This is a genomic window from Pseudonocardia sp. EV170527-09, from assembly GCF_008369905.1.
Taxonomy (GTDB): Bacteria; Actinomycetota; Actinomycetes; order Mycobacteriales; family Pseudonocardiaceae; genus Pseudonocardia.
The window spans coordinates 1-16,914 of record NZ_VRMC01000060.1 but is presented as its reverse complement, the minus strand read 5'-3'; the positions used below and the strand labels follow the sequence as shown (position 1 = coordinate 16,914).

Here is a 16,914-nt window from a genome sequence, read left to right as displayed (position 1 = left end):
CGAGGCGCGCAGCGGTGCCCACCGCGGGAGGCGGCTCAGGTGATGTCCCGCCGTGCCCCGACGACGGCGGCCAGCGCGATCCCCGCGGCCGTCCACGCCGCCAGGACCAGCAGCCCGACCCAGCCGGGCGGCGGGGCGCTGACCCCGGCCAGGAACTCCAGGACGAACCGGGACTGCGCGCCCAGCCCGGCCGAGCTCACGACCGGCTCCCAGACCGCGAGGTCACCGGCGTTGCCGGGCAGGAACGGGGTCAGCCGGGCGAACACCGACGGGTCGCCGAGCGAGGACCCGTCGCCCGCGCGCAGCGCCCCGGCGATCAGGTTCTCCCCGATCAGCAGGTAGCCGACGGTGAGCGCGATCGCCCCGGCCTGGTTGGTGACCAGTGTCCCGACGGCGACGCCGAGCACCCCCCACAGCGCACACACCAGGATCCCGATCGCGCCCAACCCGGCGAGCCGGCCGAGGTCGGGGAGCTGCTGGCCGCCGAGCGTCGCACCGCCGAGCAGCGGGCCGACCACGACGAGGGCCAGCGCGTACAGCCCGGCGACGACGGCGGCGATCACCGCCTTGGCCGCGAGCACCTGGCCCCGGGACCCGGTCAGGTAGGCCAGCGTGACCGTGCGGTGCCGGAAGTCGCCGGTGCCCAGCAGGGTCCCGAAGGCGGCGCCGACGATCGCGGTCATGGTCAGGGCCGACGCCAGGCCCGCGAGCATCAGGATCGAGGAGGTCTCGGTGGCCTGCGGCACGAGCAGCTGCAGGATGCTGCCGAGCAGGCTCTGAGCGAGCGCGAGCAGCAGCACCGGGAGGAACAGCAGCCACCACACCCGGGTGGACAGGGTCTTGCGGACCTCCGCGGTCAGCACCGCGCGGAAGCGGTCGAGGCTCACCGTCGCCATCAGCGCTGCTCCTCACCGGCGAGCAGGCGCAGGAACATCTGTTCCAGCCCGGCCCGCTCCTCGCTCATCCCGTACACGGCGACGCCCGCGGCGAGCGCCAGGTCCCCGACGCGGACCGCGTCGGCCCCGCCGACGGCCAGCACGCCGTCGTCGACGCGGTCGATCTCGGTGATCCCGTCCGTGGCGAGCGCCTCGGCCAGCCGGGCCGGGTCCGCGGCGCGCACGAGCACGCGCGAGCCGTGGCCGGCGCGCAGCTCGGCGACGGTGCCGTCGAAGCGGCAGGCACCACGGTCGATGACGACCAGCCGCTGCGCGGTCAGCTCCATCTCGGCCAGCTGGTGGGAGGAGACGAGCACGCTGCGCCCGGACGCGGCGAAGGCCTGCAGGAACGAGCGCAGCCAGGCGATGCCGTCGGGGTCCAGGCCGTTGCCCGGCTCGTCGAGCACGAGGATGCGCGGGTCGCCGAGCAGTGCCACCGCCAGGGCCAGCCGCTGGTTCATGCCGAGCGAGAACCCGCCCGCCGAGCGGTCCGCGGCGGCGGCCAGGCCCACCAGGGTGAGCACCTCGTCGACCCGGGTGTCGGGCACGCCGATCGCGGCGGCCGCAGCGCGCAGGTGTGCGCGGGCGGTGCGTCGCGGATGCACCCCCTGCACCTCCAGCACCGCGCCGACGACGCGGCCGGGCGAGGCCAGCGCGGAGAACGGGACCCCGTCGACGAGTGCGCGCCCGGTGCTGGGCACGACCAGGCCGAGGATCATCCGCAGCGTCGTCGTCTTGCCCGAGCCGTTGGGCCCGAGGAACCCGGTCACCGAGCCGGGCTCGACGGTGAACGACAGGTCGTGCACGGCCTCGACCGGGCCGAACCGCTTGCCGAGCCCCTCCACGACGATCCGCCCGCTCCCGGCCGCCGTCGCCGGGTCCGTGGACGCGGTCTCCTGCACTCCGGTCTCCGTCCGTCTCGCGTCGCGCCCCGGGGTTCGCACCGGGGCATCGCCTGCCGCCAATCCTCGCCCAGCCCGGGATCGCGGCGGGAAGCGGGCCCCGCGCCGTTCCGGGCGGCGCGGGACCGGCCGGACCGTGGCCGTCGGGGCCCCGACCGCTACGCGGTGGCGCGGACCGCCGCCTCGACCGCCGCGGCGAGCGTGTCCAGGTACGGGTCGTCGCACGCCGCCCCCGTGACCAGCACCCGGAACAGCAGCGGGGCGATCAGGAGGTCGACCGCGAGATCGACGTCCACCGACGGCGGCAGATCGCCACGCGCGATCGCCGCCCGGAGCATCTGCACGCCGACCTCCCGCCGCGGACCGGCCACGTCCGTCTGCAGCACCTCGGCCAGCGCCGGGGTGTGGCGGAGCTCGGCGAGCAGCGTCGGGACGACCGCCGACACCACCGGGGCGGCCACCTGGTCGCGCAGGGCACCGAGCAGCTCGCGCAGGTCGCTGCGGAACGCCCCGGTCGCCGGGGCGGGCGGCAACGTGTCGGCGACGGCCTGGCGGATCAGGTCGGCCAGCATCTGCTCCTTCGACGACCAGCGGCGGTAGAGCGCCGCCTTGCCCACACCCGCACGCCGGGCGACCGCCTCCATCGACAGACGGGCGTACCCGGACGCGGCCAGCTCGGCGAAGGCCGCGGACACGATCGCCTCGGTGACACGGGGGCGCAGCACCGATCCGCCGCCGGTGGTTCGTCGGACCGTCACGCCGACATCCTAACCGCCGACGGAACGCTTGCGTTCCGTCGGCCGTCGACCTAGCCTCGGACACCGAAACGGAACGGAACCGTTCCATTGAACGAACGGAGGGACGCGATGTCCACGTCCACCAGCGACCGGGTCCGACTGCTGACGGCCGGCCTCGAGGCCTTCCACCGGGAGGACGCCGAGACGTTCATGGCGATGTACCGCGAGGACGCCGTGCACGAGTTCCCGTTCGCCCCGGAGGGGATGCCCACACGCGTCGAAGGTCGGGAGGCCATCGAGGCCTGGATGCGCACCGTGCCCGACCTCCTGACCCTCGACGGCGGCATACACGACCTGCGGATCCACGAGGGCGGCGACACCCTGACCGCCGAGTGGTCCTCGACCGGCCACTTCGCCGACGGGACCCCGGCCGCGATCTCCTACGTCGCGGTGGTCACCTTCGACGGCGATCTGGTCGCGCACTACCGCGACTACATCAACCCCCTCGACCTGCGGCCCGCCTTCCCCGCCCGCCGCTGACGCCGGGGTCGCAGGCCGGGCCGTCGTCGAGGCGCCCGACGACCACCGGGGCCGAGGTGCCGAAGGCCTGCGCCGTGCCCGCCCCCGGCGCGCGCATCGACCCCGAGGACCTGCTGGTTCATGCGCGCGCCACCGCGCGTCGTTCACATGCCCGACGACCGTCGGCGCCCTGTCGGAGCTCCCCGCCACCCGACCGGCACGATCTTCGAGAAGGGCCTCCGGACACCGTTCCGGGCGGGCCGGGAGCGCAGCACCGTCTGATGTGTCGCCGGTCTCATACTGAGACACGCCGAAACTTGACTGACTCAAGAAAAGCGGGCAGGCTCGCCGCCGTGTCGAACGCATCGGACTACGAGGGCATGTTGCGTGGAGCGTCGCTGCGCGTGACGCGTCCTCGCCTGGCCGTGCTGCAGGCGGTCCACTCCCACCAGCACGCGGACACGGAGTCGATCATCCGTGTCGTGCGGGAGGACCTCGGGGAGGTGTCGCACCAGGCCGTCTACGACGTGCTGCGTGCGCTGCACTCCTCAGGGCTGGTCCGACGGATCCAGCCCACCGGCTCCGTCGCGCGGTACGAGGCGCGGGTCGGCGACAACCACCACCACGTGGTCTGCCGATCCTGTGGCGCCATCGCCGACGTCGACTGCGCCGTCGGCTCCGCACCCTGTCTCACCGCCTCCGACGACAGCGGCTTCGTGATCGACGAGGCCGAGGTCGTCTACTGGGGACGGTGCCCCGACTGCTCATCCACTGATCCCGAGAGGATGTCCCGTGTCTGACGAGCACCCCACCGTCGAGAGCGAGATGAACCGCGAGCAGGACGGCGGTTGCCCCGTCGCCGCCGGTCGCATCGCGCACCCCACCGAGGGTGGCGGCAACCAGAGCTGGTGGCCCAACCAGCTCAACCTGAAGATCCTCCGCAAGCACGCTCCCGCGTCGGACCCGATGGAGCCGGACTTCGACTACGCGAAGGAGTTCGCGACCGTCGACCTCGACGAGCTCGCGCGCGACGTCGACGCCGTCATCACCACCTCGCAGGACTGGTGGCCGGCCGACCACGGCAGCTACGCCGGGTTCTTCATCCGGATGGCCTGGCACTCCGCGGGCACCTACCGGACCTACGACGGCCGCGGCGGCGCGGGCGCCGGCATGCAGCGCTTCGCACCGCTGAACAGCTGGCCGGACAACGCCAACCTGGACAAGGCCCGCCGGCTGCTCTGGCCGGTCAAGCAGAAGTGGGGCCGCAAGGTCTCCTGGGCCGACCTGATGGTGTTCGCGGGCAACCGCGCCCACGAGATCTCCGGCTTCCCGATGTTCGGCTTCGCCGGTGGCCGCGCCGACGTGTGGGAACCCGAGGAGGACGTCTACTGGGGCTCGGAGAACGTCTGGCTGGGCAACGAGGCGCGCTACGGCGGCAACAAGGACATCGCGCACCGCGAGCTGGAGAAGCCGCTCGGCGCGTCGCACATGGGCCTGATCTACGTCAACCCGGAGGGCCCGGACGCCAGCGGTGACCCGATCGCCGCCGCGCGCGACATCCGCGAGACCTTCGGCCGGATGGCGATGAACGACGAGGAGACCGCCGCGCTCATCATCGGCGGGCACAGCCTCGGCAAGACCCACGGCGCCGCGAACCCGGACGAGAACGGCAACGTCGGCCCCGAGCCGGAGGCCGCCGACATCACCGAGCAGGGCCTGGGCTGGAAGCAGAACTACGGCAAGGGCAAGGGCCGCGACGCCATCACCTCCGGGCTCGAGGTCATCTGGACCCGCACCCCGAACCGGTGGAGCCACGACTACCTCAAGCACCTCTACGCCTACGAGTGGGAGCTGGAGGAGTCGCCGGCCGGCGCCAAGCAGTTCGTCGCCAAGGACGGCCCGGAGGTCATCCCGGACCCCGAGCCCGGCTACCCGAACCGCAAGCCGCGGATGCTGGTCACCGACGTCGCGCTGCGCGTGGACCCGGTCTACGGCGAGATCACCCGGCGCTGGCTGGACAACCCGTCCGAGTTCGAGGACACCTACCGTCGCGCCTGGTACAAGCTGACCCACCGCGACATGGGCCCGAAGGAGCGCTACATCGGCGCCTGGGTGCCGCAGGAGGAGCTCCTGTGGCAGGACCCGGTCCCGGCCGTCGACCACCCGCTGGTGGACGCCGACGACGTCGCGTCGATCAAGGCGAAGGTCCTCGAGTCCGGCCTGTCGGTCACCGACCTGATCAAGACCGCCTGGGCCGCGGCCTCGTCGTTCCGCCAGTCGGACAAGCGCGGTGGCGCCAACGGCGGTCGCATCCGCCTGGAGCCGCAGCTGCAGTGGGAGGTCAACGACCCCGACACGCTGCGCCAGGTCGTCTCGGCGCTGGAGTCGCTCCAGTCCGAGGTCAACGGCTCGCTGACCGGCGGCAAGAAGATCTCCTTCGCCGACCTCGTCGTGCTGGCCGGTGCCGCCGCTCTGGAGAAGGCCGCCAAGGACGGCGGGCACGACATCACCGTGCCGTTCGTCCCGGGCCGGACCGACGCCACCCAGGAGAAGACCGACGTCGAGTCGTTCTCCTACCTGGAGCCCACCGCCGACGGCTTCCGCAACTACCGCGGCAAGGGCCACACCCTGCCCGGCGAGTTCCTGCTCGTCGACCGCGCGAACCTGCTCGGCGTCTCCGCTCCGGAGATGACCGTGCTGGTCGGCGGCCTGCGCGTGCTGGGTGCCAACACCGGCGGGTCGACGGCCGGCGTGTTCACCGACCGGGTCGGCACGCTGTCCAACGACTTCTTCACCAACCTGCTGGCCGGCGACGTCCAGTGGCGCTCGGTGGCCGGCGACGACGACTCCTTCGAGGCCGTCGACGCCTCCGGGAACGTCAAGTGGACCGGCACCCGCGCCGACCTGGTCTTCGGGTCGAACTCCGAGCTGCGCGCCGTCGCCGAGGTCTACGCCTCCGACGACGCGAAGGAGAAGTTCGTCCGCGACTTCGTCGCCGCCTGGGACAAGGTCATGATGGCCGACCGCTACGACGTCTGATCGTCGCGTAGCAGCACGTCACGACGCCCGGACCGGGTTCTCCGGTCCGGGCGTCGTCGTGTCCGGGCCCTCGCCGAGCCCCGGGCCGGGCAACTCCGTCGAGATGCAGCCCAGCGGGAGTCGTCGATCTCCGCGGCCCGCTGAGCTGCATCTCGGCGGGTCGGCGCCGGCGGTACCGGTCGACGGGCGTCCCGTGGACCGGGCGTCAGTGGTGCAGCAGCCGTGGGGCCCAGGTCCCGGCACGCGGGCGGGCGGCCCACCACAGGCGGGCGTAGGCGGAGTGCAGGGAGTCCCGCACCCGCGGACGGGGGCGCCCGCGCCCGAGACGGTGCACCTCGGCCTCGCGGTGCAGGTCCGCCATCCGAGCCCGCGCGAGGCAGGTCCACGGGTCCTCGATCACGACCCACCTCCCGGCGGTTCGGACGGGGTGATCTCGTGCGGCGGACGCGGGAGCCACGTGCCGAAGAAGAACTCGACCGGACGTGCCCCCGGCGGACGGGCCGACGGGTCGTGCTGCCGCTTCTCGAACCGTCGTGAGACGGCGAGCAGCTCATCGTGCAGCGCGCCGAGCTCTTCCACGGTCAGCCAGGTGGAGCCCGCCGAGAACCCGGCACCCTCGCGCCACTCCGGCGCCTCGGCCCCCGCGCGCCGGAACCACCGCTTCATCTTCTCGGCGACCCGGTCGACGTAGACCTCCGACAGCGTCTCGGCCGCCATCGCGGTCTCCGGCTCCATGCCGTCCTCGACGCCCCAGGACTGGCCGTAGCGAACGAGCTTCCAGGGCTTCTCCCGGCCGCGGCCGCCCTCGGCCGGCTCGACGAAGCCGTACTTGGCGAGGATCCCCAGGTGGTAAGCGCAGCTGGCGACGCTCTCTCCGGTGAGCTCGGCGCACCGGGTGGCCGTCGCGGTCCGTTCGAGCCCGACCACCTCCAGCAGCTCCACCCGCAGCGGATGGGACAGCGCGCGCAGCCGCGCGGGGTCGGTGAGGGTGTAGGGCTCCTTCGGCACGAGAGTCAACGTACCTTTATCAAGACATCTTGAGCAATGTGTCTTGACTCGATCCCCGACGGCCTTCCGGAGGACCCCCGCCCCCGGAGGACCGGCAGCGCGCCCAGAGGCGCGCGGCAGCGGGATCACCCCAGCCCGTCGAGCACCTCCGCGAGCCCCGACGGCGCGGAGAGCATCGGCCAGTGCCCCGTCGGCAGCGCCACGAACGTCCACTCCGGACCGTCCATCTCCGCGAACCCGGGCACCCCGGCGTCGATCAGCTCGCGGGCGTCGGCGGAGGTGAAGCTGCAGGCCACGACGGTCTTCGACAGCGAGGGGTCGGGCGTTCCGCGACGGGCACCGGTGAGCACCACCCCGGGCGGCTCGGCCGTCGAGCGGGCGCGGACGGCGTCGAAGACGGCGTCGGGGATGCTCGCGGTGCTGCTGCCCGCGGCGTCGAGCTCGGCGCGGGAGGGCATCGGCAGTGCGCCGTGCTCGGCGAGGGTCGCCCTGGTCGCGGCCTGCGCGTCGGGCGGGGTGAAGTCGATCTGCGCGACCCCGTCGGGCAGCGGTCCGGTGTCGACGAACACCAGGTGCGCGACCCGCTCCCGGGCCCGCTCGGCCGCCGCCGCGCAGACCGGGCCCGCGCCGCTGTGACCGACGAGCACGACCGGCTCGCCCACGCCGCCCAGCGCGGCGAGCACGTCGTCGACGCGGGTCCGGGCGGTGGCACCGGGCTCGTGACCGAGGTCGAGCGCGGTGACGTCGTGCCCGCGGGCGCGCAGGTCGTCCGCGACCGCGCTCCACGCCGTCGCGTCGATCCAGAACCCGGGAACCAGCAGGTAGCTCGTCATGCCCCGAGCCTGGCGGCGGACGAGGACGGTTCCGGTCCTCGTGCTAGTTCTTCTGCTGCTCGGCCTTCAGCCGGGCGGCCTCGCGCTGGCTCTCGGCGCGGGTGGCGCGCTCACGGGCCAGCCACTCGGGCTCCTCGGCCTTGATCGCGGCGATCTGCTCGGTGGTCAGCGGCTCGGTGATCCCGGCGCGGGCCAGTCCCGAGATCGACACCCCGAGCCGGTCGGCGACGACCGGGCGCGGGTGCGGCCCGGTGGCGCGCAGCTCCCGCAGCCACTCCGGCGGGTCGGCCTGCAGGGCGTCGAGCTCGTCGCGGGAGACGACCCCCTCGCGGAAGTCGGCGGGGGTGGCGTCGAGGAGCACACCGAGCTTCTTCGCCGCGGTCGCGGGCTTCATCGTCTGGGCGGACCTCTGGCGCGTCATGTCACCAGGCTATGCGGCTAGCCTCGACCGGTGACCGCCACGTCCTTCCACCTCGGCTACGTCCCGGGTGTCACCCCCGGCAAGTGGACCCGGATGTGGGCCGAGCGCCGCCCCGGGGTCCCCCTGGAGCTGCACACGGTGAGCCCGGCCGAGGCCGCGGACCTGGTCCGCGCGGGCACGGTGGACGCGGCCGTCGCCCGGCTGCCGATCGACCGGACCGGACTGCACGCGATCCCGCTCTACACCGAGACGACCGTGGTGGTGGTCCCGAAGGAGCACGTGGTGACCGCGGCCGACCAGGTGACCGTCGCCGAACTGGCCGACGAGATCGTCCTGCGCACCGGCGACGACACCCTCGACTGGCCCGACGGGCCGCCCGGCCGGGCCGCGGAGTACACCCCGCCGACGACGGCCGAGGCGGTCGAGATCGTCGCGGCGGGGGTCGGGCTGCTGGTCGTCCCGCAGTCGCTGGCCCGGCTGCACCACCGCCGAGACCTCACCTACCGGCCGCTGGTCGACGCCCCGGGCTCCGGCGTCGCGCTGACCTGGCCGGACGCCGAGAACAGCGACCTGATGGAGGAGTTCATCGGGATCGTGCGCGGCCGCTCGGCACACAGCACCCGGACCCGGCGCAGCGAGCCACCGGCCGCGCCGGCGCGCCGCCCCGCGTCGACGGCGGCGAAGCGGCGACCGGCCCGGCGTCGCCGCTAGTCCCCCGGACACGACGACGCCCCCGGCGCACGGGGCACCGGGGGCGTCGGGCGTATGACGCGGACGGGTCAGGCCGCGGCAGGCACCGGCTTCTGCGAGAGCTTCTCGAGGCGGCGCGTGGTGGGCCAGCGGACGGCGGTCGCCCAGCCGAGCTTCTCGAAGCCGCGGATGACGGCGGCCGAGATGTCGATCTGGCCCTTCTTCACACCGTGCCGCGCGCAGGTCGGGTCGGCGTGGTGCAGGTTGTGCCAGGACTCGCCGAAGGACAGGACCGCCAGCCACCAGACGTTGGCGGACTTGTCACGGGAGGCGAAGGGGCGCTCGCCCCAGATGTGGCAGATCGAGTTGATCGACCAGGTGACGTGGTGCAGCACCGCGACGCGGACCAGACCGGCCCAGAAGAACGCGGTGAACGCGCCCCACCAGGACATGGTCACCAGACCGCCGATGAGCGCCGGGCCCGCCAGGCTGAAGACGACGATCAGCGGGAACGCCTTCTCGACGCGCATCATGTCGCGGTCGGCGAGCAGGTCCGGGGCGAACCGCTTCATGTTGGTGAGGTCGCGGTCGAACAGCCAGCCCAGGTGCGAGTGCCAGAAGCCCTTGACCAGCGCCGAGGCGCCGGTGCCGTAGAGCCACGGCGAGTGCGGGTCGCCCTCCTTGTCGGAGAACGCGTGGTGGCGACGGTGGTCGCCGACCCAGTCGAGCACGCTGCCCTGCAGCGAGATGCTGCCGGCGATCGCCAGGGCGATCCGCAGCGGACGGTTCGCCTTGAACGAGCCGTGGGTGAAGTAGCGGTGGAAACCGACGGTCACGCCCAGGCCGCTGACGGCGTAGAAGACGACGAACAGCGCGACGTCGACCCACCCGAGACCCCAGCCCCATGCGAGCGGGACGGCGGCGAACAGCGCGAGCGTCGGGAGGATCACGAACAGTCCGACCAGGAACATCGCGCCGGGCGGGCGCTGCCCGTCGACGATCAGCGCGGGCGTCCGCTTCTCGGACGTGCTGCGGGGTGGTGCGGCCTCGAGCGTCATGCGTCCCACTGTCGCGGCACCCCTACCCCGCGGGCAGTGCGGTTAACCCCCCTGTTCGGATTCGGGTTCCGCCCCGGTCCGGGACTTGACCGACGAGTAACTTGTGAGTACTGAACGGGGAGTGAAGCTCTCCACCGTCCTCCCCTACGGCGACGACCCGATCCGCAACGCGGACGCCGTCACCGACATGGAACGCGCCGGCCTCGACGTCGTCTGGGCCGCCGAGGCGTACTCGTTCGACGCCGTCTCCCTGCTCGGCTACCTCGCCGCCCGCACCGAGCGTCTCGAGATCGGGTCGGCGATCCTGCCGATCTACTCGCGCACCCCGACCCTGACCGCGATGACCGCGGCCGGCCTCGACGCCCTGTCCGACGGCCGGTTCAACCTGGGCCTCGGCGCGTCCGGCCCGCAGGTCATCGAAGGCTTCCACGGGGTCGCCTACGACAAGCCCGTCGGGCGCACGCGCGAGATCATCGAGATCTGCCGCAAGGTCTGGAAGCGGGAGGAGAAGCTCACCAACGACGGGCTCTACCCGATCCCGCTGCCCGGCGGCACCGGCCTCGGCAAGCCGCTGAAGATCATCAACCACCCGAAGCGCGCCGACATCCCGGTCTGGGTGGCCGCGCTGGGCGAGAAGAACCTGGAGATGACCGCGGAGCTGGCCAACGGCTGGCTCCCGCACGTCGTGCTGCCGGAGAAGATCCAGGAGGTCTTCGGGCCCGCCCTGCAGGCCGGCTACGCCAAGCGCGCCCCCGAGCTGGGCCCGTTGCAGATCACCGGCGGCGGGATCGTCGCGCTCGAGGAGGAGTTCTTCGAGCCCGCCCGCCAGGCCGCCCGCGGCCTCTACGCGCTCTACATCGGCGGCATGGGCGCGCGCGGGAAGAACTTCTACAACACCGTGTTCGCCAAGCAGGGCTACGCCGACGAGGCGAAGACCGTGCAGGACCTCTACCTGGACGGCAAGAAGGAGGAGGCCATGGCCGCCCTCCCCGCCGACTTCATCGACAAGGTCACCCTGATCGGCCCCGAGGGTCACGTCCGCGAGCGGATCGCCGCCCTGCGCGAGAACGGGATCACCCACCTGCACGTGAACCCGATGACCAACGACGTGAACCGCACGTTCGAGAAGCTCAAGACCTGGATGTCGTAGGTCGACGTCCTGGGCCGATGTCCCGGGTCCCGGCTTGCCGGGCCCGCGCGAGCGTGCTCATCTGGGTGACGTGGTCGACAGCACCGTTGGTCAGGACCTCGCCCCCGACGAGCTCGACGCGGTCGTGGTCGGAGCCCGGTTCGCCGGGCTCTCCGGGCCGCACCGCCTGCGCGGGCCCGGGCCCGTCCGCCGTCGCGCCGGACGCCACCGCGGACTCCGGCCGTCCGGCCGCAGCGCGGCCGCGTGAGCGCCACGCCGCCCCCCGACGGAGGGACCTGCGACATTGCGCCGTTCGGCCCAGTACCGGGGGGTCCTGTCACGGCTCGTAGGCGGGGCGTAGAGAATGTGTGACGTCATCCACGGTTCACGGTGCTCCGAGCAACCCCCGGCGGGGCACCCGCGACAGGACTCGCGACATGACGAGGAGACCGACTTGCTGGAGCTCGCCATCCGGACCTCCGACGAGCCGATCTCCCCCGGTCAGTACCGGCACACGGCGACGCACGCCTGGTGGATGGGGACCTGCTTCGCGCGCGACGAGCTCTGTGTCCACTACAGCGAGCACCTGCTCCAGCAGTGGACCCCGCTCGACCCGGCCCAGGACTGGCTGCTCGACCGCGAGCTGACCGGCCGCGTGCACTGGCTGTGCGGTGACGGCGCGGCGGCGATCGAGGACGGCTTCGACATCGCCGACCAGTGGCCCACCGGCCGCTTCCGCGCCCCGCACGGCGACTTCTACGCCGAGCTCCACGGCCACCGGCCCGCCGCGAAGGTCGGCTCGTGGGCCAACCCGACCGAGGCGTTCCTCGCGGGCCTGCCCCGCGACCCGGCGGCGATGCTGGACCGGCTGATCGCCGACAGCCCGCCCGGCCGCGGCTACACCGGCCCGTTCCCGAGCGCCGTGAGCGCGCTGCGGACGTGCCGGGTCCCCGCCGAGCTGCGCGCGGTGCTCTACGCCGCGCTGCGCCGGATGCCCGCCGTCTCCCTCGGCGAGACCGACAACCTCGACGGCGAGCGGCACCCCACCCTCGTCCACGACGACGGGCCGGTCCGCACCGAGCTGCTGATCTCCCCCGTCGACGGGCAGTACGCCGGCGAGCGCGACACCGTCCGGCGCCCGGCCCGCGTCGGCCCGCCGGTCGGCACCGTCGTCGCCGAGACGACCACGCAGACCTCCGTGGTCGACGTGCTCGGCTCCCCGCCCGGCTTCTGAATCGTGCCGCTCGCCGTCCGCGGACGGTCGATCACGAAACGATCACGAAGTGGGACCCGGCACACTGCCCGGTCTCGCGCCAAGGGGACTAACCTGGTAGCCGGTCGCGAAAAATCGAGCAGCTATCAAGGCGGTTGACGCAGAGTGTCATCGAGCAGTACCTCCCATCAGGCGAGCGACTTCGGTCCGAACGAGTGGCTCGTCGAGGAGATGTACCAGCGCTTCCAGGAGGACCCGTCGGCCGTGGACCCGGCCTGGCACGAGTTCTTCGCCGACTACGGCACGGGCGGTGAGAAGGCCTCCTCGTCGTCCGTCGGGACCGAGGAGTCCGACGACACCTCCTCCGGCAACGGCTCCGCCCCTGCCTCCTCGGGTGGTGTCACCCGCGGAGCGGGCACCGAGGACGACCAGGGCAGTGGGAACGGCACCGGGAACGGCGCTGGGAGCGGCACCGTGAGTGGCAAGGGGACCGGCGCGGCCGGCTCCGGCGACGCCCCGGCCCAGAAGGCCGTGACGAACGGCGGGAAGGCCGGGGGCAACGGCACCGCCACCTCTCGCGACGTCCCGCCGCCGGTCACCCCGAAGGCCGAGCCGCCGCCCGCCGAGGAGCGCCTGCGCACCGCGAGCGCCCCGGCACCGGCGTCGTCGAACGGGTCGTCGGCCAAGCCGGCCGCGGGCAGCGGCTCCAAGGCCGCGAAGCCGGCGCAGGACGGGGGTGGCGCGACCACCACCCCGCTGCGCGGTGCCGCGAACGCCATCGCCAAGAACATGACGTCGTCCCTCACGCTGCCGACCGCGACCAGCGTCCGTGCGGTCCCGGCCAAGCTGCTGGCCGACAACCGCATCGTCATCAACAACCACCTCAAGCGCACCCGCGGCGGGAAGCTGTCGTTCACGCACCTGATCGGCTACGCGCTGGTCCGGGCCCTGGCCGACTTCCCGAACATGAACCGGCACTTCGTCGAAACCGACGGCAAGGCCTCGGTCGCGACGCCGGAACACGTCAATCTCGGCCTGGCCATGGACATGGCGGGCAAGGACGGCAGCCGCACGCTGATCGTCGTGTCCATCAAGGGCTGCGAGAACATGTCGTTCGCGCAGTTCTGGCAGGCCTACGAGGGCATGGTCCGCAAGGCCCGCGAGGGCAAGCTGACCACCGAGGACTTCTCCGGCACCACGATCAGCCTGACCAACCCGGGCACGCTGGGCACCAACCACTCGGTGCCGCGGCTGACCGTGGGCCAGGGCGCGATCATCGGCGTCGGCGCGATGGAGTACCCGGCCGCCTTCCAGGGTGCGTCGGAGGAGCGGCTCGTCGAGCTCGGCATCTCCAAGATCATCAACCTGACCTCGACCTACGACCACCGGATCATCCAGGGCGCCGAGTCCGGCGACTTCCTGCGCCGGATCCACCAGCTGCTCCTCGGCGAGGACGGCTTCTACGACGACGTCTTCGCCTCGCTGCGGGTGCCGTACGAGCCGGTCCGCTGGGTGCAGGACTTCCCCGAGGGCGAGGTCGACAAGACCGCCCGGGTGCTGGAGCTGATCGAGTCCTACCGGACCCGCGGCCACCTGATGGCCGACACCGACCCGCTGAACTACCGCCAGCGCCGCCACCCCGACCTCGACGTCCTCAGCCACGGCCTGACCCTGTGGGACCTCGACCGCGACTTCACGGTCGGCGGGTTCGGCGGGCAGAGCCACATGAAGCTGCGCGACGTGCTCGGCCTGCTGCGCAACTCCTACTGCCGCACCATCGGCACGGAGTACATGCACATCGCCGACCCCGAGCAGCGCAAGTGGCTCGAGGAGCGCATCGAGGTCCCGCACGTCAAGCCGGACTCCTCGGAGCAGAAGTACATCCTGTCCCGGCTGAACGCGGCCGAGGCCTTCGAAACCTTCCTGCAGACCAAGTACGTCGGGCAGAAGCGGTTCTCGCTGGAGGGCGGCGAGACCGTCATCCCGCTGCTCGACGCCGTGCTGGACAAGGCCGCCGAGCGCGAGCTCGACGAGGTCGTCATCGGCATGCCGCACCGCGGCCGGCTCAACGTGCTGGCCAACATCGTCGGCAAGCCGATCAGCCAGATCTTCCGCGAGTTCGAGGGCAACCTCGACCCGGGCCAGGCCCACGGGTCCGGCGACGTGAAGTACCACCTCGGCGCCGAGGGCAAGTACTTCCGGATGTTCGGCGACGGCGAGACCGCCGTCTCGCTGACCGCGAACCCGTCGCACCTGGAGGCCGTGGACCCGGTGCTGGAGGGCATCGTCCGTGCCAAGCAGGACCTGCTCGACAAGGGCGACGGCGGCTTCACCGTGCTGCCGGTGCTCATGCACGGCGACGCGGCGTTCGCCGGCCAGGGTGTCGTCGCCGAGACGCTGAACCTCGCGCTGCTGCGCGGGTACCGCACCGGCGGCACCGTGCACGTCGTGGTCAACAACCAGGTCGGGTTCACCACCGCGCCGGAGCACTCGCGCTCCTCGCAGTACTGCACCGACGTGGCGAAGATGATCGGCGCGCCGGTCTTCCACGTGAACGGCGACGACCCGGAGGCCTGCGTCTGGGTCGCCAAGCTGGCCGTCGAGTACCGCCAGCGCTGGAACAACGACGTCGTGATCGACATGATCTGCTACCGGCGCCGGGGCCACAACGAGGGCGACGACCCCTCGATGACCCAGCCGTCGATGTACGACATCATCGACGCCAAGCGCAGCGTCCGGAAGATCTACACCGAGTCGCTGATCGGCCGTGGTGACATCACCATGGAGGAGGCCGAGCAGGCGCTCAAGGACTTCTCCAACCAGCTCGAGCACGTCTTCAACGAGGTGCGCGAGCTCGAGAAGAACCCGCCGGTGATCTCGCCGTCGATCGAGTCGGAGCAGCTCGTCCCGTCCGACCTCGACACCTCGGTCCCGCTCGAGGTCGTGCACCGGATCGGCGACGTGCACACCAACCTCCCCGAGGGGTTCGCGGTGCACAAGCGGGTCGAGCCCGTGCTGCGCAAGCGCGAGAAGATGTCCCGCGAGGGCGACGTCGACTGGGCCTTCGCCGAGCTGCTCGCCCTCGGCTCGCTGGCGATGGACGGCCGGCTGGTCCGGCTGTCCGGTCAGGACTCCCGTCGCGGCACCTTCGTGCAGCGGCACTCGGTCCTGATCGACCGGCACACCGGCGCCGAGTACTTCCCGCTGCGCAACCTGGCGGAGGGCCAGGGCCGGTTCCTGCCCTACGACTCGGCGCTGTCGGAGTTCGCCGCGGTCGGCTTCGAGTACGGCTACTCGGTCGCCAACCCGGACGCGCTCGTGCTGTGGGAGGGCCAGTTCGGCGACTTCGTCAACGGCGCCCAGTCGATCATCGACGAGTTCATCTCCTCCGGTGAGGCCAAGTGGGGCCAGCTCTCCGACGTCGCGCTGCTGCTGCCGCACGGCCTGGAGGGCCAGGGCCCCGACCACAGCTCCGGGCGCATCGAGCGCTTCCTGCAGCTGTGCGCCGAGGGCTCGATGACCGTCGCGCTGCCGTCGGAGCCGGCGAACTACTTCCACCTGCTGCGCCAGCACACCCTCGACGGGGTGCGCCGGCCGCTGGTGGTGTTCACGCCGAAGTGGATGCTGCGCGCCAAGCAGGTCGTCAGCCCGCTGTCGGACTTCACCGAGGGCCGGTTCCGCCCGGTCATCGACGACCCGGAGCACGCCGGTAAGGGCGAGCGCGTCTCCGGCGTGAAGCGGGTGCTCTTCTGCTCCGGCAAGATCTACTGGGAGCTGGCCGCGGCGCGCGACAAGCGCCGCAAGAACGGCGACGAGTCGGTCGACGAGGCCGCGCTGGTCCGGGTCGAGCGGCTCTACCCGATGCCGGCCGAGGAGATCGCCGCCGTCCTCGAGCGCTACCCCGAGGCCGCCGGTGACATCCGCTGGGTCCAGGAGGAGCCGGCCAACCAGGGCTCGTGGCCGTACTACGGCCTGGAGCTGCCGCAGAAGCTCCCGCAGCTGCAGGGCAACTTCACCCGGGTGTCCCGGCGGCGGATGGCGGCCCCGGCCGCCGGCTCGTCGAAGGTGCACGAGGTCGAGCAGGCCGAGCTGATCGAGAAGGCGTTCGCCCGCTAGGGCACGCGACGACGACGGCCGGAACGGGGACTCCCCAGCCCGGCCGTCGTGCTGTGCGGGGTCAGCGTCCGCGCACGGCACCGACGACGACCGCGGCCCCGGTCAACGCGGGCACGGCCCACTCGACCGCCCGGATCCGGCGCGCTAGGTGTGATGTCCAGGGAGGTTGGTCAGCCTGGTGACTGGTGGCTGGCCGCCGATGGCGGAGTGAGCGCGGTGGTGATTGTAGAAGTGCAGCCAGCCGGGTAGGGCGTCGTTGCGTTGGCGGGTCGACTCATAGAGTCGGGCGTAGGCCCAGCCGTCGGCCAGGGTCC

General features: G+C 72.3%; 17 protein-coding genes. 8 read left to right on the top strand and 9 right to left on the bottom strand.

What is annotated here, in order from left to right; translation table 11 throughout:
* Positions 1-35: 35 nt before the first annotated feature.
* The 3 genes from FVA95_RS18480 to FVA95_RS18470 all read right to left on the bottom strand — a co-directional run bounded on the left by FVA95_RS18480 (position 36) and on the right by FVA95_RS18470 (position 2,595).
* Positions 36-896, bottom strand: coding sequence for a hypothetical protein (locus tag FVA95_RS18480; protein WP_149665308.1), 861 nt, complete (start codon positions 894-896; stop codon positions 36-38).
* A complete protein-coding gene (locus FVA95_RS18475) occupies positions 896-1,837 on the bottom strand; it encodes an ATP-binding cassette domain-containing protein (RefSeq protein ID WP_149665307.1) in 942 nt (313 codons plus the stop codon). Before FVA95_RS18475 ends, FVA95_RS18480 begins: the two co-directional genes overlap by 1 nt.
* Positions 1,838-1,995: 158 nt before the next feature.
* Positions 1,996-2,595 carry a TetR/AcrR family transcriptional regulator gene (locus FVA95_RS18470; RefSeq protein WP_240051579.1) on the bottom strand — a complete coding sequence of 200 codons (600 nt, stop codon included), beginning with the start codon at positions 2,593-2,595 and terminating at the stop codon, positions 1,996-1,998.
* A 108-nt stretch (positions 2,596-2,703) separates the two neighbouring features.
* Here FVA95_RS18470 and FVA95_RS18465 point away from each other — a divergent pair, with 108 nt between their 5' ends.
* From FVA95_RS18465 to katG, 3 genes are all read left to right on the top strand, one after another.
* The gene (locus tag FVA95_RS18465) at positions 2,704-3,114 is read left to right on the top strand and encodes a nuclear transport factor 2 family protein (protein ID WP_149665306.1); all 411 of its coding nucleotides are present in this window, start codon (positions 2,704-2,706) and stop codon (positions 3,112-3,114) included.
* A 359-nt stretch (positions 3,115-3,473) separates the two neighbouring features.
* Complete coding sequence (locus tag FVA95_RS18460; RefSeq protein WP_043278241.1) at positions 3,474-3,893, top strand: Fur family transcriptional regulator; 420 nt, start codon at positions 3,474-3,476, stop codon at positions 3,891-3,893.
* Entirely contained in the window at positions 3,886-6,132 is a 2,247-nt protein-coding gene (gene katG / locus FVA95_RS18455) for a catalase/peroxidase HPI (protein ID WP_370460872.1), read from the top strand. The genes FVA95_RS18460 and katG overlap by 8 nt, the downstream gene beginning before the upstream one ends.
* A 205-nt stretch (positions 6,133-6,337) precedes the next feature.
* On the opposite strand, the gene FVA95_RS18450 is transcribed toward katG, so the two are convergent.
* From FVA95_RS18450 to FVA95_RS18435, 4 genes are all read right to left on the bottom strand, one after another.
* Positions 6,338-6,532, bottom strand: a complete 195-nt coding sequence (locus FVA95_RS18450) for a hypothetical protein (protein ID WP_149665305.1) — start codon at positions 6,530-6,532, stop codon at positions 6,338-6,340.
* Positions 6,529-7,140, bottom strand: a complete 612-nt coding sequence (locus FVA95_RS18445) for a helix-turn-helix domain-containing protein (RefSeq protein ID WP_193564379.1) — start codon at positions 7,138-7,140, stop codon at positions 6,529-6,531. Before FVA95_RS18445 ends, FVA95_RS18450 begins: the two co-directional genes overlap by 4 nt.
* 125 nt (positions 7,141-7,265) lie before the next feature.
* Positions 7,266-7,973 (bottom strand): alpha/beta fold hydrolase, encoded by a 708-nt coding sequence (locus FVA95_RS18440; protein WP_149665304.1) that lies wholly within the window; start codon positions 7,971-7,973, stop codon positions 7,266-7,268.
* A gap of 43 nt (positions 7,974-8,016) precedes the next feature.
* Positions 8,017-8,394, bottom strand: a complete 378-nt coding sequence (locus FVA95_RS18435) for a DUF5997 family protein (RefSeq protein ID WP_043278687.1) — start codon at positions 8,392-8,394, stop codon at positions 8,017-8,019.
* A 30-nt stretch (positions 8,395-8,424) separates the two neighbouring features.
* Here FVA95_RS18435 and FVA95_RS18430 point away from each other — a divergent pair, with 30 nt between their 5' ends.
* Positions 8,425-9,105 carry a LysR substrate-binding domain-containing protein gene (locus tag FVA95_RS18430; protein WP_370460871.1) on the top strand — a complete coding sequence of 227 codons (681 nt, stop codon included), beginning with the start codon at positions 8,425-8,427 and terminating at the stop codon, positions 9,103-9,105.
* 68 nt (positions 9,106-9,173) lie between these two features.
* Here the strand turns inward: FVA95_RS18430 and FVA95_RS18425 are convergent, their stop codons facing one another.
* Positions 9,174-10,142: an acyl-CoA desaturase gene (locus FVA95_RS18425; protein ID WP_164514882.1), complete on the bottom strand. Its 969-nt coding sequence runs from the start codon at positions 10,140-10,142 to the stop codon at positions 9,174-9,176.
* A 121-nt stretch (positions 10,143-10,263) separates the two neighbouring features.
* On the opposite strand from FVA95_RS18425, the gene FVA95_RS18420 reads away from it, so the two are divergent.
* The 4 genes from FVA95_RS18420 (at position 10,264) to FVA95_RS18410 (ending at position 16,600) form a co-directional block, all read left to right on the top strand.
* Complete coding sequence (locus tag FVA95_RS18420) at positions 10,264-11,292, top strand: LLM class F420-dependent oxidoreductase (protein WP_149665303.1); 1,029 nt, start codon at positions 10,264-10,266, stop codon at positions 11,290-11,292.
* 70 nt (positions 11,293-11,362) lie between these two features.
* Complete coding sequence (locus FVA95_RS30895; protein ID WP_161992352.1) at positions 11,363-11,539, top strand: hypothetical protein; 177 nt, start codon at positions 11,363-11,365, stop codon at positions 11,537-11,539.
* A 186-nt stretch (positions 11,540-11,725) separates the two neighbouring features.
* A complete protein-coding gene (locus FVA95_RS18415) occupies positions 11,726-12,505 on the top strand; it encodes a hypothetical protein (RefSeq protein WP_083695254.1) in 780 nt (259 codons plus the stop codon).
* 210 nt (positions 12,506-12,715) lie between these two features.
* On the top strand, positions 12,716-16,600 hold the full coding sequence (locus FVA95_RS18410) for a multifunctional oxoglutarate decarboxylase/oxoglutarate dehydrogenase thiamine pyrophosphate-binding subunit/dihydrolipoyllysine-residue succinyltransferase subunit (protein WP_370460873.1): 3,885 nt from the start codon (positions 12,716-12,718) through the stop codon (positions 16,598-16,600).
* 144 nt (positions 16,601-16,744) lie between these two features.
* Here FVA95_RS18410 and FVA95_RS18405 read toward each other — a convergent pair.
* Positions 16,745-16,914 (bottom strand): integrase core domain-containing protein (locus FVA95_RS18405; RefSeq protein ID WP_149662779.1); only part of this gene is annotated, 170 nt, incomplete at its 5' end.